Consider the following 24,571-nt stretch of genomic DNA (forward strand, 5'->3'; position numbering starts at 1 on the left):
TTATCAATGTTTGATACTTTCAAAAACTTCGTCAAGGTGGTGATTAATAAGTTGTTTAACAAAGACTTAATACAACAGAAAACAAATGTAAGTATCGCAGTATCGAATGATATGAGTAATGCTATTGACTTATGGACAAAACTTTATATGGATGAAGCTCCTTGGGTAAATAATAAGACTATATTTAGTATGAACACAGCAGCCGGTATAGCAAGTGAGTTTGCCAGATTAGTTACGTTAGAATTTAAGTCAGAGATCTCTAATAATGAGTTTTTAAATAAAGAGTATCAAGTAGTTGTAGATAATATTAGAAATTATACTGAATTTGCTTGTGCTAAAGGTGGATTAGTATTTAAGCCCTACCTTAATGGAGATCATATAGAGATTGATTTAGTACAAGCAGATGCTTTTTTCCCTACTGCTTATAACAGTAGAGGTGAAATAACAGGAATTGTATTTATAGAGACAAAGGTAATAGGTGAATATACTTATTCACGACTAGAATATCATAACTTATCCAAAGATGGATATCTCATAAAGAACTCTGCATTTAAAAATAGAAATTATAATCAAGTAAATGCATCAATGAATCAAACATTGGGTCAAGAAATTCCATTAGCAGAAGTTGATGATTGGGCACAACTAGAACCTGAAGTGACTATAACAAATGTAGATAAGCCATTGTTTTCTTATTTCAAAATGCCACTAGCTAACGCAATAGATCCTTCATCACCTTTAGGAGTTTCTGTTTATGCTAGAGTTTCAAAGGATTTGTTAAAGAAGGTAGATGAGCAATGGTCAAGAATACTTTGGGAATATGAAGGGTCTGAATTAGGAATAGATATTGATTCAGATATGCTTAAAAGAGATGAAAGTGGAAATTCAATAATGCCACAAGGCAAAGAAAGACTTTACAGAAAATTTGATATAGATCCAAATTCAAGTGGTACAAGTCAATGGAATATATTTAGTCCGGAAATACGAGATAGTTCACTTTTCAATGGATTAAACCAGCTTATTAGGAAAGTCGAATTTCTATGTGGTTTAGCATACGGAACTTTAAGTGATCCAAATGATACAGATAAAACAGCTGAGGAAATCAAATCTAGTAAGCAAAGATCATATCAAACTGTTAAAGACATTCAGAAAGCTTTAAAAAATGCTCTTGAAGGTTTAGCTTATGCAATGAGTGTTTGGGGACAACTTGGAGGTTTATCAGTATCTCCAGTTGATGTAGATAAAGATATGAGTTTTGACTTTGATGATAGTATTGTAGTTGATAAAGAAAAAGAGCTAGCAGGCATGCAAGCAGATGTTTCTAGTGGATTATTAAGACCAGAAATATATCTTGCTAAGAAATATGGTATTAGTGAGGAAGAAGCTCTTAAAATGATGCCTGATACATCTACTACTATTAGGAATTCACCTTTTGAAGGTACTGTTGAGTAGGTGATTATTTATGTCATTAACTCCAGAACAATTAAGTAATATACCTCAGAATATTATTGACTTATATTCACAGTTAGAGAGCTTCATAATAGAGGATTTTGCTAGAAGAGCTGCAAAGACAGGAAGAATAACTTCTACTGCAGAATGGATATCAGAGAGAGCAAATGAGCTTGGAATATCAATGCAGTTAATAGAGAAAGAAACGGCAAGAATTTTAGGATTATCATTAGAGGAAATTCAAATAATTATAGAAGAAAGCGCTTCGGTATCTTTAGAAGCAGAAAATAAAATCTATCAAAAGGCTGGATTATCGACAGTTAAAATTAAAGGTAATTCAATTTTAGAAGGATATATAGAAGCGGCTATAAAGCAAACTAAAGGTGAATTAAGAAATATAACAAAGTCTTTAGGTTTTGCAGTTATGGAAAACGGAAAGGTAAAATATAAGCCTATAGCAAAGTTCTATCAAGATACATTGAATTTAGCACAAATGAAAATAAGTACAGGGGTACAAGATTATAATTCTGCAATTAAAGAGGCAGTCAAGAAAATAACTGATAGCGGATTAAGATATGTTGACTATGATAATGGGTGGTCAAATCATATTGATGTTGCAGTTAGAAGAAGTGTTTTAACTTCGACTAATCAAATGAGTCAAAAAATTAATGATAAAACAATTGAAGATTTAGATTTAGATATAGTAGAGGTAACAGCACATAGTGGAGCTAGAGATAAAGGAACAGGACCAAAGAATCATAAATCGTGGCAAGGCAAGTGGTATTCGCTTAGTGGAAAAAGTAAAGAATATCCTTCATTAAAAAAAGTTACAGGCTATGGAACTGGTGAAGGTCTTGGGGGATATAACTGTAGGCATCAATATCATGGAGTAATCCCAGATGTATCTACACCAACATATACAGATAGTCAATTAAGGAATATAGATCCTAAAGAGTTTGGTTATAAAGGTAAAAAATACACTGCATATGAAGCTGCACAATACCAGCGAAAAATAGAAAGTGCTATGAGAGATACCAAAAGACAACTTCTAGCATATAAAGCAGCAGGTTTAGATGATGAATACACTAAATCAAGTATATTATTACAAAGGCAGAAACAAGAATATAAAGAGTTCTCTAATGCTTCAGGATTAAGAAGGAAGAATGAGCGAAATCAAGTAATAGGATTTGACAAATCAAACAGCCAAAAGGCAGTTTCAACGTATAAGAAAGTTGAAAAAGAAGCTAATAAGTTGTATAATTTAGGAAATACTCAAGATAATATTAATGCATATATAAGAGATAAACCCATAAGAGATAAATTAAGTGAAAACAATATTGAATTCTTACAAAGAATAAGTGGCAAAGAGGTTATAGTAAAAAAATATATACCTCAAATTGAAAATGTAGCTCAACATGTAATAGATAATATGAATACTAAAGTTGATAGAGTTAATATGACTGAAGAGAATGCACAAGAATTTATTAATAATGCAAAGTTAGTATTATATGACACTGAACGGGAGACGATAAAATTCCTTTCACAAAATGGATATGCAGTATTAAATCTTGATAATAAACTTGTTACTGCAGTACCACAAAAATGGAGGAATAAATATAATAAATACATAAAGGGGGAGTGATGAAATGCCGTCTGCAGATAGCTTAAAATACTGTCCATTGCTTAAAAGAGAAATTAGAAGAGCGTATTGTTTAGAAATTGGAGATGTCAGAAATGATGACATGGATATTGAACACATAGAGGATAGATTTGATATTGACGTAGCAAATGAAATTTGTGAAAAATGTGGTTGGGATAGAACACCTATAAAATAAGAGCACTTACTAAGGTTAAATAGTAGGTGCTTTTATTTTTAGCTATGTTAATGAGAATTTATGAAACTAAAATTCTAATTTATATACAGAATTATCCATATAATATATAATATAATTACTTCGTAATTGTAAAATATTACGAGTTTGATTTGATTGGAGGTATTTAAAATAAAAAGAAAATATATTTCTAAATGGGAGTTAGAAGTTGGAGAAATATCAAATAACTATTGGGAAGGAATAGCAAGACGTAATTCTGGAAATATAGTTACTTGTCAAGGATTTGACCCTGAAGAGATAATGAAAAGATTGGAGGTTGATTTTTGGTGTATAGAACTAAAACTTACCAACAATACTAGTAATCTCATATCGACTTATTTGAACGAAAGAACTGCTTATGATGGTCAGAAAGTTTGTTTATTAGAACAGCCAGAGTATTTTGGGTCATGGACAATATCAAATGAAAGTAGACAGGTTATGTATGATGGCAAAGAACAATGGTTTGTTATGAGGTTCAAAAAAAATGAAGTAAATTGGATAGATCAAAATTTGATTAAGTTAAATGAGGTTTCTCCAGAAAAAATAAATCAGTTATATACTTGGCTTATAGAGTGTGTATACTAATAATATAGTTTCGATAATACGGAATATTCTTTTATGAGGAACTAAATATTTGCAGTTCAATTTAGTCAATACACTTATATAAAGCTCAAAAATAAAGTCTTAGAAATAAGGCTTTTTATTATGCTCAAAAATAGTTAGTTAGGTATTAAGTTTTATAAATCTATAAGTGAATGAGAGTGTACGTGGGCAAGGAGGTGGCACTCAGTAACTTCTATGGGACTTAATAATCAAATATAGGAGTCTTTTTAAAAGTTGTAAGACGTAAAAGAAACAAGTATCAATATCGAAAAAGTTAAATTCGTAAAAAACGTAATGTATTGGAGGAATGAATATGAAAAGAGAATTTTTAAAATCATTAGGAATTGAAGGCCTTTCTGATGAAGCTATAGACAAAATAATGAGTGAAAACGGAAAGGACTTAGAGAAAGCTAAATCAACAACAGAAAAAACAAACCAGGAATTAGAAAAAGTAAAATCTGAACTTGAGGTAAACAAGCAAACTCTAGCTGATGCAAATGCTCAAATTGAAAATTTCAAAGGAATGGACATTGAAGGTATCAAAAAGAGCGCGGATGATTGGAAAGCTAAATATGAAGCTGATACAAAAGCTTTTAAAGAGCAACTTGCACAAAAAGATTATGAGTTTGCAGTAAAAGAATTTACTGGACAACATAAGTTTACTAATGACTTTGTAAAAGATGCATTTATAGAAAACTTTAAAAAGCAAGGTTTCAAGTTAGAAGATGGTAAGTTCTTAGGAGCTGATGATTACATTAAAACATTTGGAGAAAAGAATCCAGGTGTTTTTTTAGTTGAAGAACCTCCAAAGGATCCAGTACCTCAAATTGTAAAGCCAACTGATGGACAAATTCAAAAAAACAATGTTATGAGTTTTAACTTTACACCAATTCATAACATACCAAAATAAAAAAAAAGAAATGGAGTGAATATTTTATGCCAGTATTAAATTATGCTACACAATATCAAGAAGTATTAGATCAAAACTTTCCTTATGTATTAAACTTTGGAGCTTTATATAACTCTCCAAGTAATTCATTATTTAAGTGGACAAATTCAAAAACAATCGAGATTCCAGTTATATCAACAACAGGAAGAAAGGACGCAAATAGAGATACAATAGGTTCTCCATCAAGAAACTTTGATAACACATGGGAGACAAAGACATTAACAAATCAAAGATATTGGGATACTTTAGTGCATCCAATGGATATAGATCAAACTAACATGGCAGCATCTATTCCTAATATTACACAAGTATATAATGAACAACAAAAGTTCCCTGAAATGGATGCTTACTTAATTTCAAAAGTTTATTCTGAATGGATATCAAAAGGGAAAACTGCGGATACAACTGTAATTGATGAAACAAATATATTAACTGTTTTTGATAATTTAATGCAAAAGATGGATGAAGCAAGAGTCCCAGTTAGAGGAAGAATTCTTTATGTAACACCAACCTATAAGACAATGCTTAAACATGCAACTCAAGTTAACCGTCAAGTTATGGTTGATGGTATGGCTGGAAATAGTGGTGCAATTAATAGAACAATAAATAGATTAGAAGAAGTTGAAATTGTTTCAGTACCAAGCGATTTGATGAAAACTATTTACAACTTCACAAGTGGTTGGGTTGCTGGTGTAGGTGCAAAACAAATTAACATGGTTTTAATCCACCCATTAGCAGTAATTACACCTCATACGTATACATTCGCAGCGTTAGATGAACCAACAGCAAAAACTCAAGGCAAGTACTACTACTATGAAGAGTCTTTTGAAGATGTATTTGTATTAGATAGCAAAGTAAATGCAATTGAATTTGTTATTTCAGCATAGAAAGAAGGGATATGAATGTTAATTGTACAAAAAGGTAATAAGCAATTAAATGTAGATGAAGTTCAAAAAGAATTTTATTTAGCATTAGGCTATAGTGTTATAAATGAAAAAGGCGAAGTTGAAGAAGCTGGACATGCTACAACATTAGAAGATTTAAAAGCTGAAAATGACACTTTAAAAGCTGAGTTAGCTAAATATCAAGATGCTAAAGAAAAGCTAGAAGATGTTGCTTCTTTGGAAGAAGAAATTACAACATTAAAAGCTGAAAATGAATCTCTAAAAGCACAATTAGAAGCAGCAACTAAAAAAGGTAAATAGGAGGATAAGGGAATGGCTTACGTAGATTTTACTTACTACAGAGATAGTTTCGGAGGAAAGACCATTCCCGAAGCTTCTTTTAAATCATATGAAAGAAAAGCAAGAATATTTTTAGATAATATAACCTTTAATAGGTTAAGAGAAGATGAAACATTGATAGATAACAATGTAAAAGACTGCTTATGTGAGATTATGGAGTGCGGTTTAAAGCTTGATAATGATGGTGGTATTAAATCATCTGAGAGCACAGGAAATGTATCTGTAAGCTATGTAATTAATCCAAATACTACAGAGTATAGTAAGTATTATAGTATAGCTAGAATGTACTTAGGTAATACAAGTTTACTATATAGAGGGGTGTAGTAATTATGATAATTAATGCTGATATAACTCTATATAATAGCTATGTTGATGATATGGAAAGAACTAAATATAAGAAAACTATAATTAAAGGTGTGAATTGGCAAGGAGCAGTAACTAAGATGATAACTAATAATACGTTGCAGAGTGCTGACTCTATTAATGTTTTCATTCCTTTTTTAGCTGATTTTAGTGGTAAAACATATCTTGAACCTAAAGAATGGTTTAAGCTTTCAGAGTCTGCAAAAGATAATTATTTTACTTTTAAAGCTACTGATAGAATAGTTAAAGGTCAATGTGACTTTGAATTTATAGGTATAAATACAGTAAAAAATCTAGACAATTCATATGATAATGTTATTTCTATAATGTCTGTAGTTAAAAATGATAATGGAAGTCCTTCTATGCAGCATTTCATGATAGGAGGTAAATAGATGGCTAGAGTAAGAATAAACTTAGACCCTGCTGATAAGATTTTATTAAAAAGAAAACTTAATAAAAATGGAGATGGACAAAGGCTTTTCACTAGTGAAGTTAGAAGAATATCTGATGCATATGTTCCTTTTGATAATGGATCACTAAAAAATACTGCAGTAGAGTCTGTAAATAAAATTACCTATGTGCAGCCTTATGCAAGAAAACAATACTATGAAAATAAAGGAAAAGGTTTGAGAGGGAAGATGTGGGATAAAAGAGCATGGGCAGATAGAGGGAAAGAAATAACTCGAACTGTAGCTAAATTTGTAGGAGGTAGGACAGAATGACAATACTTGAATCACTAAGGAATTATATAAAGCAATGTCCTTACTTAGAAGAATTTAATGGAGTTGTTAGGTTAAGAGTAGACTTTTCAGACAATAATGAAGCTACCACTTACAACATAGAAGAGGGAGTCACTTCTCAACCAATTATTAAAAGATACGTTGATGGTTCAACCATTAGGCAGTATCTTATTGTTTTTTCTAGTATAGAAGCCTATAGTGCAGATATTCAGCAAAATATAGATAACTGTGGTTTCTATGAAGATTTTCAACAATGGTTAGAAGATAACACAAACAATAATATTTTACCTATCATGGGACAAGGTAAAGAAGCACGGTCAATTGAAGCTTTAACAAATGGATATATATTTGATAATGCAGAGGATTCTACTACTGCTCGTTATCAAATACAAATGAGATTAACTTATTTTCAAAATTAGAGGAGGTATTAATAAATGGCTATTAGAAAAAGAAAAATACAAGCAAATTATCTAAAGGTAGATGCTGCTTTTGAGCTCTTAGGAACTGGATTTACAGAACTTAATGAAAGTCCTTCAGCTCAAACTACTTCTAAAAGATATATAAACCAATCAAGTTCTACTCAATCAATAACAGGTTATGAGTGGGCAACTTCATTTACTGCAGATCAAATAGTAAGTGAAAAGGTAATTGAACATATTCGTAATATTGGAGAAATGCAACTAGTAGGAGCAGACACCGAAGCAGAGTATATCATAGTAGACCTTGATAAAGCAGGACAAACAGAAGGTTCATATAGGGCAAGAAAATTCAAAGTTGCTATCAGTGTAGATAGTTTTGATGATAATGATGGAGAACTAGGAGTTTCAGGAAGTTTCCTTGGTCAAAGTGATCCTATCGAAGGAACCTTTAATGTAAGTACAAAAACATTTACTGAAGGATTTACAAATGTACCATAGGAGGAGATTAAATGTTTAAAATAAACGGAGCAGAATTAGAAGATTTAGATTTTTTCGATTCAGAAGTGCTAGAAAAGTATGAAAATGCACTAGATGATGTTATGAGTAAAAGTAAAAACGTTACTGGCGAGAAATCCTCAGAGATAATAAAGAAAGAGTGTCAAATAGTCTATGAATTTTTTGATAAACTATGGGGAGAAGGAACTGGCCAAAAAGTTTTTAAAGGTAAATACAATGTAATGACTAGCTTTAAAGCATTTGAGGAAGTTAATAATAAAGCTTCAGAGCAGAAAAAGGAATTAGATTCTATGCTTAATAAATATTCTGCTAATAGAGCAACAAGACGTTCTAAAGGCAAATAATGAATATAATAATAGACTTATTACCCAAAACTGTTGAAATTGACGGGATAGAGTATGAGATAAACTCAAACTTTAGAGTTTCAATGTTATTTGAATTATTAATGCAGGATCATGAAATAAGTGATAAGGACAAAATATATCAAGCGCTGGAACTTTATTATCCTATATTACCTAAAAATATAGATAAAGCTATAGAAAATATACTTTGGTTCTATAGGTGTGGCAAAGATATAGTTAAATCAAAAGATAGTGGTAAAGGGAAAAGTATTACTAATATTTACGATTTTGAATTTGATGATGATTATGTTTATGCTGCTTTTTTAGACCAGTATGGAGTAGACTTGCAAGATATAGACTATTTACATTGGTGGAAGTTTAAAGCTATGTTTAAATCTCTTAAAGAGGATAATGAGATAGTTAAGATAATGGGATATAGAGCTATGGATTTATCAAAGATAAAGGACAAGGAACAAAGAGCCTTTTATAAAAAGATGAAAGACTTGTATAAGATTCCTATGAGTAAGAATGAAACAGATAAACTTAAAGATATCGAAAGTGCTCTCATAAATAATGGTGACTTAAGTATATTATTGTAAGCAAATAAAATTAATGGTAACATATATAATACTAAGAAATTATGAGGGGTGTTTACTTTGATATTTGGTAAGAAAAATAAAAAAGGTAATATAGCTGTGAATTTATCTCTTGTGGATGGTATAGACTCATATATAAAAGGTGCAGCTGTTGAATTAAGTATTGATGATGAAAATGGGAGAATAGCTGTTGTACCTAGAGCTTATAAAAATTTGCCTACAGTATATATAAAAATTGAGCAACTAATAGCAGCCAATGTAGTAACTGAGGAAGAAATAATTGAAAAAAGTAAAAGTACAGTTGGTAGAGCTTTAGTTGGTGGTGTTATACTAGGACCATTAGGAGCTATTGTTGGAGGAATGTCTGGAATAGGCAATAAAGTAAAATCAAATACAAAATATTATATGGTTATAAATTATAATTCTTTAGAAGGTGAAACCAAAGTATTAAGCTTTGAAATCGTAGGAGCAAGTTTACATTGGGGAACATTTATTAAAGAATTAAGAAGTAGAGTCAACCCTAATTTACAGATGAATATCGAAAAAGAATTGTATTTATAAAATTAAGCACTTACATTTGTAAGTGCTTTTTACTTTGCATGAAAGGCAGGTGATATATACGGCTGATGGAAAAATTATTATCGATACAGAAATAGATAATAGTGGTGTCCAAAATGGGATTGATAAATTAAGCAGTAGTACTGATTCAGGGGCTAAAGTAATAACTCAAAACTTTAAGAGTGCTAGCATGAGCATTGCTAAAGATTTTGAAGATAGTGCAGAAGAAGCTAAAAAAAGTGTTTCAGGACTATCAGAAGAAACTAAAACTAGATTAAGTGATATGGCAAATACCGCTAAAATAGCAATAGTAGGAGGATTTGCAGCAATAGGGTCAGCTATTTTAGGTGCCAGTGTAACGACTGTAAAACTAGGAGAAGACTATCAAAAAGCTAGTAATACATTGCAAACCCAAACAGGTGCTACTGCAGATGAAATGGATAAGCTAAATGAAGCTATGACTAATGTATATGGCAATAACTTTGGAGAGAGTATGCAAGATGTAGCCAATAGTATGGCAACAGTTAGGACTTACTTGCAAGGTACTGGAGAAGATATTCAAGGAGCAACAGAAAATGCAATAGCTTTTAGGGATACATTTGGAGTAGAAGTGCCTGAAAGTATGAGATCTGTTACCACGCTTATGAATCAGTTTGGTATAACGAGTGAAGAAGCTTTCAATTTATTAGCGCAAGGTCAGCAACAAAACTTAAATTTTAGTGATGAATTATATGACAGTGTAAATGAGTATTCAGTTCAATTTAAAAAGCTTGGTTTAAATGCTGAAGATATGTTTAATATCTTTAATGATGGTGCAATTGATGGTGCTTTTAACTTAGATAAAATAGGTGATGCTGTTAAAGAGTTCAGTATAAGGGCCATTGATGGCTCAAAGACAACGCAAGAAGGATTTCAAGCTCTAGGGTTTAGTGCTGATGATATGGCTAAAAGATTTGCAACTGGAGGAGATACTGCACGAGATGCTTTTGTACAAGTAACAGAAGCAATTGCCAATATGGATGATCCTGTACAACAAAGCATTGTCGGAGTTAAGCTATTCGGGACTATGTGGGAAGATTTAGGTCCACAAGTTGTAAGTCAATTAGGCAATATAGGGGATAATTACAACCGAACTATAGACACAATGAATAAGATTAATCAAATTAAGTACAACTCTTTTGGTGAAGCTTTAAAGGGTATCGGCAGGCAAATACAAACAGAACTTTTATTACCAATAGCAAAAGATGTATTACCTAGTCTTAATGAAATGGCTAATCAATTCAAAGCTACTTTTTCAAGCAAAGATATTCAAGCCAGTATTAAAAACATATCAAATGGATTAAGTGACATTATTAAAAACGTAGCAGGTGCAGCTCAAGATGTTTTACCTAAACTTTTGAATGTTTTTGCGTGGATACTTGATAATACAAGTATAATTTCGGCTGGTTTGATTGGTATAGCAACTGCAATGGGTGTTATGAAAGTAGCATTTGCAATTAGTGCAATAATTTCTGCTTATACAAAGGCTGTTAAAGATGCTGCAGCTGTAGAAAAGACATTAACTGTAACTCAATGGCTTTTAAATGCAGCAATGGATGCAAATCCAATAGGTATTGTAGTTGGATTAATAGCTGGTTTGGTAGCTGCGGTAATATATTTATGGAATACTAATGAAGGTTTTAGAAATGCAGTTATTAGTGCATGGAATGCAGTACTTGAAGCAGGACAATTTGTTTGGGGTGAAATAAGCACACTCTTTACTGAGACAATACCTAGTGCATTCCAGTTTGTATTAGATACTATTGTTCAGTGGGGAGCTACTGTAAGTAATTTCTTTACTAGTACAATACCTACATGGATAAGTAATATTTTTACTTGGTTTAATGAACTTCCATATTTAATAGGTTTGGTCCTTGGATATGTACTAGCATCCATAGTTAAATGGGGCATAGATACATTTAATTATTTAACAACTAATGTGCCAATTTGGATAAGTAGTATTGGAACTTGGTTCTCAACTTTACCAGGAATCATATGGGCATGGCTAGTAAATGCATATAACAATATAGTTACATGGGGAGTTAATACTTATAACAATATGATACAGTCTGCTAGTAATGCAATTAATGGAGTAATAAGTTGGTTTTCGCAATTACCTTCTAGAGTATGGTCATGGTTAATAAATACAATTTCTAGAGTAGCTGATTTTGGAAGTAATTTAGGAGCTAAGGCAAGTGAAGCTGGCTCTAATATGGTAAGTAATATAATTAATGCTGTAGTTGGTTTACCTAGCAGAATGTCAGATATAGGTGCTAATATAGTGAGAGGAGTATGGAATGGTATTGTTGGCTTAGGTGGTTGGTTAGCAAGTAAAGTATCTGGTTTCTTTAGCGGAATTGTAGATGGTGCAAAGGCAGCTTTAGGCATTCATTCACCTTCGAGGGTATTTAGAGATCAAGTAGGTAAATACATGGCGCAAGGTGTTGGAGTAGGATTTGAAGATGAATCTAAAGATGTTCAAAAAGATATGCAAGATAATTTATTAAGCTTAACGGCTAAGTTACAAACCACAGTAGACTATGAAACTTCTAGAACTTCTACTGCAGTAGCTGCTAAAAATACTTACAAAGAATCAAGCACTGAAGATAATTCAGGATCCAATGGAATACCTGAAGGAAGTATATTTATTCTAAAAAATGATATTGACGGTAAAACCTTAGGAGAAACTGTTTATAAAGTTGTAGATGGTAAACTCGCTGTAGCAAGTAGAAGAAAAAGAGGGTGATAAAGTGAAAGTAAATAATATAGACATTAGCATTTTTAAAGCTAAGCTTATGGAAAGAAATATAAAATCAGCTAATTTTGAAGTAAAGAATTATTGGGGGAATGCTTCACTTTTACCTTTTATTAATAGCAACTATAAGCACCAATATAAAGAATTAACTTTTACATTAGATATTGTTTGTCTAAATGCTTGCGAACTTGAAACTATGAAAAGTAATATTATCAAACAATTAGAAGTTTCCACTATTAACTTTGATGATATAGCATATAGCTATATAGGGTTTTGTAGTGAGATACCTACGACTAGTTACGTTATGCCTGGTAATGAGATTTTAAGTGTAAAGATGCTTGTGTATTGTTGTGGAACTGAAAAAATAGAAACAGCCAATAGAGTAGCATCTAAAACAATAAACGTTAGTGGAAATATAGAAACACCAACTATAGTAGAAATAACTCCGAGCATCGCCCTTGTGGATCTTGTAGTGACTGGAATAGGAGAAACTTTTACTATTAAAAATTTAACTGTAGGACAGAAGGTTATTATAAGTGGTGAAGATGGTACAGTGCTTCAAAATGGAGTAAATAAATTTGGTGATTATGATAGTTGGGATTTCCCCCAATTAAAGCCAGGAGCAAATACAATTACTTTTAGTAAAAACTCATGTGATGTGAATATAAAATATAAACCTAGATATATTTAGAGCTAAAGCTCTTTTTTAATGTCTAAAAATGAAAGGATGACTAAAATGAATAAAAAGAAAAAAATAACTGCTCAAGATGTACCAGTTCAAGAGCAGTCAATAAGTAGTGTAGGCAATTCAACCATTATACAAACCAAAGACAAGGTTTCTATAATTTTACACTAAGTGTTCCGTCCGTGTTATCAATTAATTCCTTGTTAGATTTAACTACAATTTTATCAGAATACTGATACATGTCTAATACTAATCCATTTGGATATGTTGATAAATTCCGGATGCATTCAGGTGTTTGAGTTATCTCTTTTTTAATCTGGTTAAAGTCAATATTAAACGGGGTAAGAATTTTTACATTAGTACCTGGTTCAAATTTATATTCAAACATAAATAATCACCTCCTTTTAAAGGTGATTTCTACATAAAATTACAAATCCCTTTAATTGGATGATTAATTTAAAAGAAAAATAAGAAAGGAAGTAATATAAATGAAATTAAGTAATGAAAGAATAATAAATGATGCAGCAAAGTTAAAGGAAATAGCACAGAAGCAATTACCAATCAAGGTATCATATGCTTTGGCTAAAAACATAGCAAAAATTGATAGTGAACTCAAAATATATAATAAAGAGCGAGAAAAGCTTATAGATAAGTATGCTGAAAAAGATGAAAAAGGAAATATCATCTCTTACGAAAATGGGAATATAAAGATTAAATATGATTGTATTGAAGATTTTAATAAAGACAATAAAGAATTACTAGAAATAGAAAATGAGATAGAAATACATCAATTTAACTTTAGCTTATTGGATGGATATAATAATATCTCTGCAGCAGAGCTTATGGCTATTGACTATATGATAGAGGAATAAACCTTTTTTTTCTTTTAGAAAGGAGGGAAGTAATGCTTCAATTATATGACTTAAATAAAGTAAAAATAGCAGGATTAAAAAACTATAAAGATTTAAAAGTAGAGAGAGATCTTTCAGGTGATGAAGTTCTCTCTTTTTTATATCCTCAAAACGATTTTAAATACGATTCAATAAAAGAAGAATGCTATATTAGAACAAAGAAAAATGAGTATGTAATCAAAGAAGTAAATGTCGATAATGATTGGACTGGATTTGTAGGTAAAGTAAATGTTGAAAGCTTAAAAGGTACAACTATTCAACATTTTGAAGCAGTAGAACAAACTTGTACTAATTCAGTTAATTTAGCTTTAGCAGGAACTGGATGGACAATTGGATCATGTGATGTAACTAAAAAAAGAACAATTAGAAAAGCTAATTGTTCAAGTTATGATATTCTTCAGGAAATCAGAAAAGTCTATAGATGTGATTTTAAGTTTGATGCTATAAATAAGAAAATATACATTTATAAATTGATGGGAACTGATAGAGGATCTTATTTCTCAGAAAGCTTAAACATAAAGAAATTAGGTGTACAAAGTAGTTCGTATGATTTCGTTACAAGGCTAATTCCAATAGGCAAGAATGGACTTAAAATTACTTCTGTAAATGGTGGAAAGGAATATGTAGAGAATTATCAGTATTCTACTAAGGTTATAACTATTTATTGGGAAGATAATAGATACACAGATGCTCAAAGTTTATTAGAAGATGCAACTGCCAAGCTTGATGAATTATCTAAACCTATAAGAGCCTACAGTGCTGAGATATTTGATTTAGCAAACTTAAATGATAAATATAGTAATATTCTCGACTATGACTTAGGTGATACTATTACGCTTCTTTCCAAAGATAAAAAAGTTAAAGAAAAGCAAAGGATAGTTAAAATTATAGAGTATCCTGATGAGCCTGAGCGAAATTCATGTGATATTGCGAATAAGTCTTTAAGTTTTGAAGATATTCAAGCTGAGAATCAAGCTATCATAGATTCTGCTGATAATGTGATTACTAGTGATGGCGGTTTAGATGGTTCTAAGGTTGATGGTATAGACTGGAATAAGTTACAGAATGTACACATAATGATAGCAGATATACAAGATATGAGCGTTGTTACAGCAAGGATAGGAACTCTAGAGAATACCACAGCTCATATAACTAACGGTAACATAGATAACGCAAATATTGATGTTGCACATGTTAATAGATTATATGATAACTATGCACACATAGTTAATGGAGTTATAGATAATGCTCAAGTTGATACAGCTAACATTAAAACAGGGGCAATAGGAACAGCACAAATACAATATGGTGCAATAACACAGGCTTTAATTGCAAATAGTGCAGTTGGAAGTGAGCAAGTAGCTGACAGTAGCATAGGCAATGCAAAAATAATCGACTTAGATGTAGCCAAGTTATTAGCCGGAGACATATCAACTAATAAGTTTACGGTTGTTTCAGATAGTGGGAACTTAAAAATCCAAGGTAATACATTACACGTTTGGGATACTACAGGGAAAGAACGAATATCATTGGGGTTAAATGGAACTGATTACAATTTAACCGTTAGAGCTGCAGATGGAACAACTGTTATGTTTGGAGCAAATGGAGTGACTAACGCAGGAATAACTTCAGGGGCAGTAGATGATAGTAAAGTAGCTGCCAATGCTAATATTAATGGGAGTAAAATAGAAAAGGAAAGCCTAGTTGCCAGCATTAATGGAGCTACTACAACATTAAAAGCTTCTAAGGTTAAATTAGACACTGAAAATCAGACTTTAGATATAGCATTTTCTAGCTTGAAGAGTACAGTAACTACTACTGCCAATACAGTAAGTAGTCAAGGTACCTCAATTTCAACTATTCAAGGTCAGATAAGCTCTAAAATATGGAGTACTGATATTACAACAGCAGTTAATAATCTACAAGTTGGAGGAAGGAACTTACTAAAGAAATCCTCGATAGGTGGTACGCAGACAGCTGATTATTACGGAGGAAATAATGCCTATTATAAAAATATATCAACTTCTACGTGGAGAATACAGGGATTTACATCTCATGACATAGGCAATTATTCATTAGGATTTTGGGCAAAAGCAACGACTGCAGGTGTATTAACTGTAGATATATGTGACCAGTTTAGCACTGCTTTTAATGTAACTACAGAATGGCAATATTTTAAACTTGAAAACAAATATATTACATCCGTATATCTTAATCAAACCTATTTTGGATTTATAGATTTTAGTGGTGTATCGCTAGGTACTCTTTATTTAGGTAATGTTAAATTAGAAAAAGGTTCAAAGTGTAGTGATTGGGATTTAGCTCCGGAAGATGTGCAAGGACAAATCGATAGTATTAATACTAATATAACTACAAACTATAGTACAACTACACAAACAACTACACTGATTAATACTGCAGTAAGTTCAGTAACTACTGAACTTCATACAAATTATAGTACTACAACAGCTATGAATACAGCTATCTCTCAAAGTGCATCTGGTGTTTTAAGCACAGTTTCTAGTACTTATGCAACTAAGAATGATTTGACAGGAAAAGTAGATTTATCAACTTATAATTCTTATGTTTCGCAGACAGCAACTGCTATAAGTTCTAAAGTATCTAGTAGTGACTATACTGGAAATACAATAGCTTCATTAATTAATCAGAGTGCAACTACTATTAAATTAAGTGCTAGTAAAATTGACCTTTCTGGATATGTAACCATTTCAGCTTTAGGAACTGCTGGTTTAACTGTAATTAATGGCTCTAATATTACTACAGGTACAATATCAGCAAATAGAATAAGTGGTGGAACTATTTCAGGTGTAAATATAAATGTTGTAACAGATGTTAAGATAGGTAATAACCTTTATTTAAGAGGTGGAAATGCAGAAAATACATTGGGAGGATCAATATATTTTGGTACTGGATTTACAGATGGAGCAAGGATATACGCTATAGCAGCCTATGATGTTCCAGCTCCAGGTGCAGCAGAAGTCCACTATGTTTCTGGTGGTGGCGGTGCAGGTTGGCATGTGTTTCATGGTGATATATTTATAGGTGGTTTAATCTCAGCGGGTCAACAAATTTTAAATGGAAGGGATACATGGTTAAGGACTTATGGGCAAACAGGTTGGTATAATGGTACTTACGATGGTGGAATGTATATGATAGATTCCACATGGGTAAGAACATATTCAAATAAAGGTTTGGCATCCCCTTCTGCTGCTCATGACAGAGTGCAAGGCTTTAGCAACGCAGAGATTTCATATTTTGGTTCAGGAAGTTGCGGAGTAGATATGACTAGTGGTGATGCTAGATGGAGAAAAGATGCGTATAACTATATACTTCAAGCTGCAGGCGGTGTATATATTTATAGTGGCGGAGTAAATAGGCACACATTTAACTCGAACGGTACTAAGAGCGGGGGATCAATTGAAATAGATGAAATTAATTATGGATTATCTCCTATAGATTCTCCGAAAGTACTTATTGAAGATGTTTTATTTGATGTTGAAGTTAATGAAGAAGGAACACTTATAGAGCTGGATGAGAGGCTTACTAAAGCACTATATCAGTATGCAGTATTTCCTAGTAGCGGAAAGGTAGAGGTTGTAGAAAAAAATAAAAAAAACTTTAAGGTAATTGGATATAGTGGAAGAGTAGATTTCAAAATAATAGGAACGAGAATTGATTCTACAGAAGTAGATTGGCTAGTTTTATATTAGGAGGTAAGAAAGATGGCTATACAGAAAGAGATAGTAGCCCCAACAGGGGCGGAAGCAACATATTGGACGGTTCAATCAATAGCTATGAATTACTTGGAGAAAAGAGCCCAAGTAATCATATATGGGTATGCTAATGAGGAGGCTAGGAATAACGCTCCATCAAATTATGTACACAGAAAGATATACAATATTTATGGAGACCACTTTGAAATTTTTGGCACAGATGAGCTAAGTATCGCAGAAATGTGTCCAATTAAAGCTTGTTATGAGTATATAAAGACACATGATGAGGATTTTAAAGATGCGATTAATGTATAATGAGTGGATTAAAGTATATGGAGCACAAAGCTCTTTTTTTATTGCATAAAAATAAGGAAGGTTAAGTATATCACTTGGGGGTGATTATACGCTAAATGAAGCACCTTCCTTGTTATTTAGATTATTGACAACATTAAGAGTTTTATACAATTTAAAGAAAAAATATTCTAAAATCCATTGAGTAGGAACATTTGTTCGTATATAATATTCCATAGGAGGGATTTCTTATGAGAATAGTAAATAAATTATGTAATGTAATATGTTCTTTTAAAGAGAATGGTGAAGTGCGCCCACACCGAATTAAAATCGAAGAGAATGATGAATATAAAGTATTAGAAGTAAAGAAAATCATATATAAAGATGAAGAGAAAATAAATGGAGCGTGGATTAAATCTTTTACTTGTCAATCAGAAATTAATGGATACGAAAGAATGTTTGAATTAAGATTCAATAAAAGCGAATGCTTGTGGTATCTGTGGAAGATGTAGGTGAAGTGATATGAATTGTAGTAAGTGCAAATATACAAAATGCTTAATGCGTACAGATAAAGAATTTAAAATATGTCCAGTGGAATTAGCAAAACAGAAAAGAAACTAAGATTAAGGGAGTATGAAATTACTCTCTTTTTATTTAAAAAATATGAGAAAGAAGGTATTAAAGTGGAAAGATTATTAAGTATTAAAAACACAATTTTTGTAGTTGTTGGTGCAGTGGGTGGAACCATAGGGACTGTGTTAGGGGGATATAGCAGTATTCTTATAGCCTTGATTGGATGTATGATTATTGACTATGTAACAGGGTTAATTGTTGCATTAGTATTTAAGAATTCTCCTAAAACATCAACTGGAGCAGCACAAAGTAAAGCAGGACTTATAGGGTTGATAAAGAAGATATTTATTCTATTAATCATAGTGATGGTAAATCAAATTGATGTAGTTTTAGGATCTAATGGATTCTTACGAAACGCAGCTATGATAGGATTTATGGCAAATGAATGTTTATCTATAATTGAGAATGCTGGATTAATGGGAATTGATTTACCACCTGCAGTTAAAAATGCAATAGATATTCTTAAAAAGAAAAGTGAAGTAAATAATGAAAGTCAAGGAGCTCAATAAGAGCTCTTTTTATATTTAAGGAGGATTAAGATATGAGTATTAATGTTATTAAATCAGAATTAAGTTGGAATGGAGATTTACCCAATGGAGAAAATAAGCCAAGCAGAATAGTATTACATCATGCTGATGCATCAAGTTGTAATGTATTCGATATTCACAGATGGCATTTACAAAGAGGATATGCGGGTATAGGATATCACTACTTTGTAAGAAAAGATGGAACTATTTATCAAGGAAGACAAGAAGATCAAAGAGGCGCTCATTGTCCAAGTGCTAATTACAATAGTATTGGAATATGTTTCGAAGGTTCATATATGATAGAAGTACCACCTGCAGCACAGCTAAATGCAGGACTTGAGTTAATAGCTGATATTAAGAATAGATATGGCAACATGCCTATATATGGACATAAAGATTTATACGCCACAAGTTGTCCAGGAGATAACTTTCCGTTAGTATCTATAAAAAACTCAAAAGTAATTGCTCCAGTAGTTTCTGTACCAGTTCAAGAAGTTGCTAAGGGTGATTTTACTTATCCTAATAATGCAAGAATACAAGGAGATTGGTTCTATGTAAGAGATAAGGATGGAACAATTATTCCAGGTAGAAGAGTTGATGATGGTGATAATATAACTGTACTAAATGTATTTTACTCAAAGCAATTGGCAGAAGTTGAATATCCAACAACAACAGGAGTTAGAAAAGGATATATTACAAATAATAGATTGATTAAATATTATCATCCTTATAATTGGACTAATAATAATAGCAAAATAAATACACATGAAACACCTAATGGAGAAGTAATAGGCTCTTTAAATCCAAATGAAAAAGCTACCTTATTATATATGGTTGGAGATTGGTCGCATGTTGTTTATACAACGTCTTTAGGTGAATTCACTAAGAGTGGATATGTAAATATATAGCTGTATTATGAATTCCCATCAATCACATGATTGATGGGAATATTAAACTTAAAATTATTTTAGTAATGAAATATTTCTTCAATAGTTGTCCATAAAAGTATAAAGATGTATAATATAATAAATTTTATAGATAGGAGTATTATATGAGCGCTTATCAATCACCCAATAATATATATATAAATGGCCCATTATTGATAGATGAAAAGAAAATAAATGATTTAGAGGAGCTAGAGAAATCTATACTTGAGATACTTAACTTAGAATATGAAAAATTGTATGAAATAACATTGAAAAATTATTGTGATGAATTTAAAGTAGAAACTATACCAGATGATATAAGCAAGACTATTTTGAGAATATATTCCAGCACATTAAGAATTGAGCATGAAATACTCGCTAAGGATAAAAGTGGAAACTTATTTAAATTTCAAAGCATAGTTGCCTTGATAAGAAGTAGTGAGTTGAGTGATAAAAGAATAGTTGGAATAAAAATGCACTATCGTATGGGTGAAAATTCTGTAACTATCGAAATATCTGATACAAGTGGAACTAATTTTTCAGCTAATCTTGGAATACAGGATGATATAGTAAGAAATGAAGTTACATATTATATTACAAAATTCACTAATCAATTTTATAAAATTAAATTATTAAGATTTTGGAAGGAAGCTACGTTCTTTATTTGGCCAATTTTACTTTTTTTGATATTAGGAATGTTTTCTATATTGGGAAGTCAGGATTCTGGTATTAAGGATGCAATAAAACAGAAAATGATATCAACCATAGAAAAAGGCGTTACGCAAGAGAACATAAATGAATCAGTTCAATTGATAATGGAGTATGAGTCGAGTTATCCAAAGGATATTGAAATACAGCAAAATGGGCATTTAAAAACTGAAATTATAATTATATTAACACTTATGGCAGTTTCAGTAATGTTATCAATACACCCTAAAACAGTTATTGGAGTAGGTAAAGGCAAAGATGTAATAAATAGATGGAAGATATACACTAATCTTTTATTTATCACAGTACCTGGAATAATACTAACTGACATAATTATTCCGAAATTAATATAGAATTATATAATTAGAGTGGACAAGTTTAAAAATAGAGGAAAGTTTGAATATATTACTTTAATTGAATAGAAAGATTTTAAGCTTAGAAATAAAATTCTAGGCTTAATTTATTATTTACATGAAATTATTTAGTTTAAATTTGTAAATACTTGTTTAAATTAGTAGGTCATTATACAATTATATATAGAAATTAACTTAGTTTTTTATCATAAAGAAGAATAGGGTGAATAAATGAAGAAAAATAGAAATATAAAGTGGGATAAATTAGTTAATGAGGATATTAAGAACACAGAGGAACGTGAAATAATAATTAGAAGATAGAAGAATATAAAAGAAATGTATTTAAAGAGAATTAATGAAGGTATGAGTATCAATGAGGAATTGTATTACTTAGAAAAGAATCTTCTAAAGTATGTAACTAAGTCAGCTGAAATTAATATTGCAATGATAACTGGAATATCATTATCACTTATTGGATCAGTTATTGGAGCATCACTTAATGGGCTTAGTGGAAGCATGCTACTAGGAGGAACTTTAGCTATTGTAGTTTTAGTGATAATTTGGACATACTTTACTTTTGCAAGACCACTTAGAACTGAATCTATTGAAAGTCAATACTACAATATGTGCTTAAAAGTATTAGAAGAAATAAAGAATGAGATGAAAGAGGACAAGTTAGATAAGTTATTAGAGTTTTATGGAATTAATAAAAACTAATATAGATAAATCAAGGGGAATGTCATATGGAGGAATTATGGTTTAAAGGTAATACATTAGGTTCAAAAGAAAAGTTATTCATGTGGTCATATAATGGTGATGAACTACGAATAAAGAAAGAGCAGATAGATGGAAAGGAATTAAATTATACTTTTAGCAACTTTGAGTTAGAGAAAATAATAAAATATATAGAAAGTAGAAATAAAGTTGCATTAGCAAATAATGTAGAGAAGTTAAGTAATAAAACTGAAAAAGAAGGAATAGGCAGTTTTATATATAACAACTTAAAAAGTGATACAGGTATAGCTCAGTCATCTAGTCAATTAGTTTCAATATTCTATATGACAAGTATCATTTCTTATAATGGAAAGAAAAAAGATATGGAGTTTTGGATTAAGGATAGTAATTGGAGAGAGTGTCTAAGAAACTATGTAAAAAATCAAACTAAATAATAGTAAGAAAAGTTACGGTGGCAAAATTTGAATTTGCTACCGTATTTTTTATATTTTATACTCTAATATAAATTCTAATTGTAGATAAAAAGTTATTGTAGTAAAATTATACTATATTATGTATAATTTTATATATTATTTTATAACTAAGTCATATGTAGTATTATTTAACATTTTTATTTAGGTATAGGGGGAAAATTAAATGAAGAAAAGAATACTATCAATTTTATGTACAGGCTTAATAGTAACTAGTTTGGTTGGGTGTAAAAATACCAATACAGATACAAAGAAAAATGACTCAAATGCTACTGTAGAATATACTAAAGTTGAGGACTTACCAAAAGAAAATACTTCATTTGAGTATGCTGCAGATGGTACAATTGTAAAGAAAAATTTTAAGGAAGATTCAAATTACAAAGCTATAAGTGAAGTTGTTAATAACTTTTCAAAAGGACTTTTTACTGTAGATTATAATGATGATAAAACATTTTTTAAATTTAGAGATTACTTATGTTCAGAAGCTCTGAAATTACAAAATGATAGTGAAGATCAAAAGACAATAGATAAATTTAAACAAGATAAAGTACAATCTGATTTTGTTAAAACAAATTTAGATAAAGTTGTATATGACTCAAGTATAAATAATTATTTAGTTGAATGTACTGTATATACTTATGTTAAGAATGATCCATCAGTTTCAATACAAAATAGATATTATCAAAATAAGATTTATTACAAAGTGGAAAAAGAAAATGATAAGTGGGTTATATTATCGTGGTTAGTATATAATTCAGTTTTAGCAGAAGAAACGCCTTCATCACCAACAATATACATGCTCGATACTTCAGAAAATAAAAGCACATATATTTCAGAAAAAGATCTAAGTAAGATGAAAGATTTAGAAAGTGTAAAAGATATTATTAGTTCATATTTCAACAAATTTCTTAGTATAAAGTATCAAAGCGCTGGAAGTTTCAAAGATGAACAACTAAAATATATTGCAAAAGACGAACAACAAAGTTTTGCTAATGGATTCAAAGAAACTAGTGATTATTATGTAAAAAATAGGCTTGATGGAACTTTTAAAAATATAAATTTCGATTTAATAGATTATTCTAGTTTCAATAATGAATATTATGTTGAGGTAAGTATAGAGTATAGTTTAAGTAATGGAAAAAGCTACAGAACAAACTCAAAGATTTCACTACTTAATGAAGATAATACATGGAAAGTATATTCAGCTAAGATATTCAGGAATCCTATATTGATAAGTCAAACTGATAAGTAGAATAGTTAACTATATAAAATATAAGTAATAGTAGTAAAACATAAATAGCATAAGAAATTATCTTTACGAAATTAAAAAAAGTGGTTTTAATACTTTAAGAATAGACTGGCAAATTTGATTTCGCCAGTCTGTTTGCCAGTCTAACATAAAAATATGGAATTTCACATAAAAAATCTTTTAATACAAATAAGTATTGTAAGTGTAGTAATTTAGCCATTTCAAATAGATTTATATATATATATAATTTGCTTAATTTAGTGTGAAATACAATACAGAACTCGGATTATAGACTTATCTCGAATGAATATTAAAACAACCAAGATAAAATATATTGCTTTTTAGTCTAAATAATGTATTTTAGAAATTAAAAATATCAAATGGAACTAAATCAAAGATTAATTTTGTGATAAATCTAAAAATAAGATTAGTTCATTTATCCAAAGTAGATATAGCCCCATTTTAAAGTAATATTAATTAGGTGCATATATAAAGTTATTGCAACAATTATATAAATATAAGGATTTACAAAACTAAATAAGTTTCTAATAAATTTGAAAAAAACATTTTATCTGCATATATACCTATATGAAGAGATAAAATGAGGAGGGTTTATTATGAAAATAAATCTAGATGAAATGTTAACTATATTGTTATCACTAAAAGGCGCTTATTATTGCGAGCCAAGAGGTAGACAATCGGAATTAAGAAGCATTAAGAAACTTCACAATAAGTTACTTATGCAACTTCAAAATAGAGGAAAGTTTGAAGACATTTCATTAATTGAGTAGATTATAAATGTTAACGAATGAATAATTGAAAGCCATGAATTAGATTTTCTAGTCCATGGCTTTTATTTTTTTGCGATTAAAAGTATATTAAATATTAAATATTATACAGATAATCACA

At 30.5% G+C, this 24,571-nt stretch carries 29 protein-coding genes; 28 read left to right on the forward strand and 1 reads right to left on the reverse strand.

Translation table 11 applies throughout. The features are described 5' to 3' along the window. Positions 1 to 6: 6 nt before the first annotated feature. From PTZ02_RS05335 to PTZ02_RS05415, 17 genes are all read left to right on the forward strand, one after another. Positions 7 to 1,449, forward strand: coding sequence for a phage portal protein (locus PTZ02_RS05335; protein WP_274226784.1), 1,443 nt, complete (start codon positions 7 to 9; stop codon positions 1,447 to 1,449). 10 nt (positions 1,450 to 1,459) lie between these two features. Then, a complete protein-coding gene (locus tag PTZ02_RS05340) occupies positions 1,460 to 3,088 on the forward strand; it encodes a phage minor capsid protein (RefSeq protein ID WP_274226785.1) in 1,629 nt (542 codons plus the stop codon). A gap of 4 nt (positions 3,089 to 3,092) precedes the next feature. Then, a complete protein-coding gene (locus PTZ02_RS05345; RefSeq protein ID WP_274226786.1) occupies positions 3,093 to 3,281 on the forward strand; it encodes a hypothetical protein in 189 nt (62 codons plus the stop codon). Positions 3,282 to 3,434: 153 nt separating this feature from the next. Continuing rightward, a complete protein-coding gene (locus PTZ02_RS05350) occupies positions 3,435 to 3,902 on the forward strand; it encodes a hypothetical protein (protein WP_274226787.1) in 468 nt (155 codons plus the stop codon). Between the two features lie 331 nt (positions 3,903 to 4,233). Continuing rightward, on the forward strand, positions 4,234 to 4,830 hold the full coding sequence (locus PTZ02_RS05355; RefSeq protein WP_274226788.1) for a phage scaffolding protein: 597 nt from the start codon (positions 4,234 to 4,236) through the stop codon (positions 4,828 to 4,830). A gap of 26 nt (positions 4,831 to 4,856) precedes the next feature. After that, positions 4,857 to 5,756 (forward strand): capsid protein, encoded by a 900-nt coding sequence (locus tag PTZ02_RS05360; RefSeq protein ID WP_274226789.1) that lies wholly within the window; start codon positions 4,857 to 4,859, stop codon positions 5,754 to 5,756. Between the two features lie 15 nt (positions 5,757 to 5,771). Further along, positions 5,772 to 6,074 (forward strand): hypothetical protein, encoded by a 303-nt coding sequence (locus tag PTZ02_RS05365; protein ID WP_274226790.1) that lies wholly within the window; start codon positions 5,772 to 5,774, stop codon positions 6,072 to 6,074. 12 nt (positions 6,075 to 6,086) lie between these two features. After that, on the forward strand, positions 6,087 to 6,437 hold the full coding sequence (locus tag PTZ02_RS05370) for a hypothetical protein (RefSeq protein WP_274226791.1): 351 nt from the start codon (positions 6,087 to 6,089) through the stop codon (positions 6,435 to 6,437). Between the two features lie 5 nt (positions 6,438 to 6,442). After that, entirely contained in the window at positions 6,443 to 6,868 is a 426-nt protein-coding gene (locus PTZ02_RS05375; protein ID WP_274226792.1) for a DUF6751 family protein, read from the forward strand. Further along, positions 6,869 to 7,198, forward strand: a complete 330-nt coding sequence (locus PTZ02_RS05380; RefSeq protein WP_274226793.1) for a minor capsid protein — start codon at positions 6,869 to 6,871, stop codon at positions 7,196 to 7,198. After that, on the forward strand, positions 7,195 to 7,635 hold the full coding sequence (locus tag PTZ02_RS05385) for a chloramphenicol resistance protein (RefSeq protein ID WP_274226794.1): 441 nt from the start codon (positions 7,195 to 7,197) through the stop codon (positions 7,633 to 7,635). Before PTZ02_RS05380 ends, PTZ02_RS05385 begins: the two co-directional genes overlap by 4 nt. A 15-nt stretch (positions 7,636 to 7,650) precedes the next feature. After that, positions 7,651 to 8,133 carry a hypothetical protein gene (locus PTZ02_RS05390; protein ID WP_274226795.1) on the forward strand — a complete coding sequence of 161 codons (483 nt, stop codon included), beginning with the start codon at positions 7,651 to 7,653 and terminating at the stop codon, positions 8,131 to 8,133. An 11-nt stretch (positions 8,134 to 8,144) separates the two neighbouring features. After that, positions 8,145 to 8,495, forward strand: coding sequence for a DUF6673 family protein (locus PTZ02_RS05395; protein WP_274226796.1), 351 nt, complete (start codon positions 8,145 to 8,147; stop codon positions 8,493 to 8,495). Beyond that, entirely contained in the window at positions 8,495 to 9,091 is a 597-nt protein-coding gene (locus PTZ02_RS05400; RefSeq protein ID WP_274226797.1) for a bacteriophage Gp15 family protein, read from the forward strand. Before PTZ02_RS05395 ends, PTZ02_RS05400 begins: the two co-directional genes overlap by 1 nt. Positions 9,092 to 9,148: 57 nt before the next feature. Then, positions 9,149 to 9,649 carry a hypothetical protein gene (locus PTZ02_RS05405; protein ID WP_443112611.1) on the forward strand — a complete coding sequence of 167 codons (501 nt, stop codon included), beginning with the start codon at positions 9,149 to 9,151 and terminating at the stop codon, positions 9,647 to 9,649. A gap of 49 nt (positions 9,650 to 9,698) precedes the next feature. Next, positions 9,699 to 12,431 (forward strand): phage tail tape measure protein, encoded by a 2,733-nt coding sequence (locus tag PTZ02_RS05410; protein WP_274226799.1) that lies wholly within the window; start codon positions 9,699 to 9,701, stop codon positions 12,429 to 12,431. 4 nt (positions 12,432 to 12,435) lie between these two features. Next, positions 12,436 to 13,131 (forward strand): phage distal tail protein, encoded by a 696-nt coding sequence (locus PTZ02_RS05415; protein WP_274226800.1) that lies wholly within the window; start codon positions 12,436 to 12,438, stop codon positions 13,129 to 13,131. Positions 13,132 to 13,279: 148 nt separating this feature from the next. Here PTZ02_RS05415 and PTZ02_RS05420 read toward each other — a convergent pair whose 3' ends face one another. Then, the gene (locus tag PTZ02_RS05420; protein WP_274226801.1) at positions 13,280 to 13,513 is read right to left on the reverse strand and encodes a hypothetical protein; all 234 of its coding nucleotides are present in this window, start codon (positions 13,511 to 13,513) and stop codon (positions 13,280 to 13,282) included. 100 nt (positions 13,514 to 13,613) lie between these two features. Between PTZ02_RS05420 and PTZ02_RS05425 the strand changes: the two genes are divergently transcribed. The 11 genes from PTZ02_RS05425 (at position 13,614) to PTZ02_RS05475 (ending at position 24,453) form a co-directional block, all read left to right on the forward strand. Further along, positions 13,614 to 13,997: a hypothetical protein gene (locus PTZ02_RS05425; protein WP_274226802.1), complete on the forward strand. Its 384-nt coding sequence runs from the start codon at positions 13,614 to 13,616 to the stop codon at positions 13,995 to 13,997. 32 nt (positions 13,998 to 14,029) lie between these two features. After that, positions 14,030 to 17,767: a phage tail spike protein gene (locus PTZ02_RS05430; RefSeq protein WP_274226803.1), complete on the forward strand. Its 3,738-nt coding sequence runs from the start codon at positions 14,030 to 14,032 to the stop codon at positions 17,765 to 17,767. Between the two features lie 12 nt (positions 17,768 to 17,779). Next, positions 17,780 to 18,085: a hypothetical protein gene (locus PTZ02_RS05435; RefSeq protein WP_274226804.1), complete on the forward strand. Its 306-nt coding sequence runs from the start codon at positions 17,780 to 17,782 to the stop codon at positions 18,083 to 18,085. Between the two features lie 227 nt (positions 18,086 to 18,312). Further along, a complete protein-coding gene (locus PTZ02_RS05440; protein WP_274226805.1) occupies positions 18,313 to 18,573 on the forward strand; it encodes a hypothetical protein in 261 nt (86 codons plus the stop codon). A gap of 171 nt (positions 18,574 to 18,744) precedes the next feature. Beyond that, the gene (locus PTZ02_RS05445) at positions 18,745 to 19,203 is read left to right on the forward strand and encodes a phage holin family protein (RefSeq protein ID WP_274226806.1); all 459 of its coding nucleotides are present in this window, start codon (positions 18,745 to 18,747) and stop codon (positions 19,201 to 19,203) included. Between the two features lie 32 nt (positions 19,204 to 19,235). Then, complete coding sequence (locus PTZ02_RS05450) at positions 19,236 to 20,129, forward strand: peptidoglycan recognition protein family protein (RefSeq protein WP_274226807.1); 894 nt, start codon at positions 19,236 to 19,238, stop codon at positions 20,127 to 20,129. Positions 20,130 to 20,272: 143 nt separating this feature from the next. Beyond that, entirely contained in the window at positions 20,273 to 21,208 is a 936-nt protein-coding gene (locus tag PTZ02_RS05455; RefSeq protein WP_274226808.1) for a hypothetical protein, read from the forward strand. Between the two features lie 336 nt (positions 21,209 to 21,544). After that, a complete protein-coding gene (locus PTZ02_RS05460; RefSeq protein ID WP_274226809.1) occupies positions 21,545 to 21,925 on the forward strand; it encodes a hypothetical protein in 381 nt (126 codons plus the stop codon). Between the two features lie 26 nt (positions 21,926 to 21,951). Then, positions 21,952 to 22,377, forward strand: a complete 426-nt coding sequence (locus PTZ02_RS05465) for a hypothetical protein (RefSeq protein ID WP_274226810.1) — start codon at positions 21,952 to 21,954, stop codon at positions 22,375 to 22,377. Between the two features lie 202 nt (positions 22,378 to 22,579). Further along, positions 22,580 to 23,665, forward strand: a complete 1,086-nt coding sequence (locus PTZ02_RS05470) for a hypothetical protein (RefSeq protein ID WP_274226811.1) — start codon at positions 22,580 to 22,582, stop codon at positions 23,663 to 23,665. A 614-nt stretch (positions 23,666 to 24,279) separates the two neighbouring features. After that, entirely contained in the window at positions 24,280 to 24,453 is a 174-nt protein-coding gene (locus PTZ02_RS05475; RefSeq protein ID WP_274226812.1) for a hypothetical protein, read from the forward strand. Positions 24,454 to 24,571: the final 118 nt, after the last annotated feature.

The organism is Clostridium sp. 'White wine YQ', from assembly GCF_028728205.1.
Taxonomy (GTDB): Bacteria; Bacillota; Clostridia; order Clostridiales; family Clostridiaceae; genus Clostridium_T.

Excerpts from the sequence above, each read along its gene's own strand:
- PTZ02_RS05450 (WP_274226807.1), top strand. The coding sequence starts at position 19,236 with ATGAGTATTAATGTTATTAAATCAGAATTAAGTTGGAATGGAGATTTA.
- PTZ02_RS05465 (WP_274226810.1), top strand. The coding sequence starts at position 21,952 with ATGGAGGAATTATGGTTTAAAGGTAATACATTAGGTTCAAAAGAAAAG.
- PTZ02_RS05400 (WP_274226797.1), top strand. The coding sequence starts at position 8,495 with ATGAATATAATAATAGACTTATTACCCAAAACTGTTGAAATTGACGGG.
- PTZ02_RS05420 (WP_274226801.1), bottom strand. The coding sequence starts at position 13,513 with ATGTTTGAATATAAATTTGAACCAGGTACTAATGTAAAAATTCTTACC.
- PTZ02_RS05355 (WP_274226788.1), top strand. The coding sequence starts at position 4,234 with ATGAAAAGAGAATTTTTAAAATCATTAGGAATTGAAGGCCTTTCTGAT.
- PTZ02_RS05380 (WP_274226793.1), top strand. The coding sequence starts at position 6,869 with ATGGCTAGAGTAAGAATAAACTTAGACCCTGCTGATAAGATTTTATTA.
- PTZ02_RS05365 (WP_274226790.1), top strand. The coding sequence starts at position 5,772 with ATGTTAATTGTACAAAAAGGTAATAAGCAATTAAATGTAGATGAAGTT.
- PTZ02_RS05395 (WP_274226796.1), top strand. The coding sequence starts at position 8,145 with ATGTTTAAAATAAACGGAGCAGAATTAGAAGATTTAGATTTTTTCGAT.
- PTZ02_RS05440 (WP_274226805.1), top strand. The coding sequence starts at position 18,313 with ATGAGAATAGTAAATAAATTATGTAATGTAATATGTTCTTTTAAAGAG.
- PTZ02_RS05430 (WP_274226803.1), top strand. The coding sequence starts at position 14,030 with ATGCTTCAATTATATGACTTAAATAAAGTAAAAATAGCAGGATTAAAA.
- PTZ02_RS05470 (WP_274226811.1), top strand. The coding sequence starts at position 22,580 with ATGAAGAAAAGAATACTATCAATTTTATGTACAGGCTTAATAGTAACT.
- PTZ02_RS05455 (WP_274226808.1), top strand. The coding sequence starts at position 20,273 with ATGAGCGCTTATCAATCACCCAATAATATATATATAAATGGCCCATTA.
- PTZ02_RS05435 (WP_274226804.1), top strand. The coding sequence starts at position 17,780 with ATGGCTATACAGAAAGAGATAGTAGCCCCAACAGGGGCGGAAGCAACA.
- PTZ02_RS05425 (WP_274226802.1), top strand. The coding sequence starts at position 13,614 with ATGAAATTAAGTAATGAAAGAATAATAAATGATGCAGCAAAGTTAAAG.
- PTZ02_RS05340 (WP_274226785.1), top strand. The coding sequence starts at position 1,460 with ATGTCATTAACTCCAGAACAATTAAGTAATATACCTCAGAATATTATT.
- PTZ02_RS05370 (WP_274226791.1), top strand. The coding sequence starts at position 6,087 with ATGGCTTACGTAGATTTTACTTACTACAGAGATAGTTTCGGAGGAAAG.
- PTZ02_RS05475 (WP_274226812.1), top strand. The coding sequence starts at position 24,280 with ATGAAAATAAATCTAGATGAAATGTTAACTATATTGTTATCACTAAAA.
- PTZ02_RS05335 (WP_274226784.1), top strand. The coding sequence starts at position 7 with ATGTTTGATACTTTCAAAAACTTCGTCAAGGTGGTGATTAATAAGTTG.
- PTZ02_RS05385 (WP_274226794.1), top strand. The coding sequence starts at position 7,195 with ATGACAATACTTGAATCACTAAGGAATTATATAAAGCAATGTCCTTAC.
- PTZ02_RS05360 (WP_274226789.1), top strand. The coding sequence starts at position 4,857 with ATGCCAGTATTAAATTATGCTACACAATATCAAGAAGTATTAGATCAA.
- PTZ02_RS05460 (WP_274226809.1), top strand. The coding sequence starts at position 21,545 with ATGTATTTAAAGAGAATTAATGAAGGTATGAGTATCAATGAGGAATTG.
- PTZ02_RS05345 (WP_274226786.1), top strand. The coding sequence starts at position 3,093 with ATGCCGTCTGCAGATAGCTTAAAATACTGTCCATTGCTTAAAAGAGAA.
- PTZ02_RS05375 (WP_274226792.1), top strand. The coding sequence starts at position 6,443 with ATGATAATTAATGCTGATATAACTCTATATAATAGCTATGTTGATGAT.
- PTZ02_RS05390 (WP_274226795.1), top strand. The coding sequence starts at position 7,651 with ATGGCTATTAGAAAAAGAAAAATACAAGCAAATTATCTAAAGGTAGAT.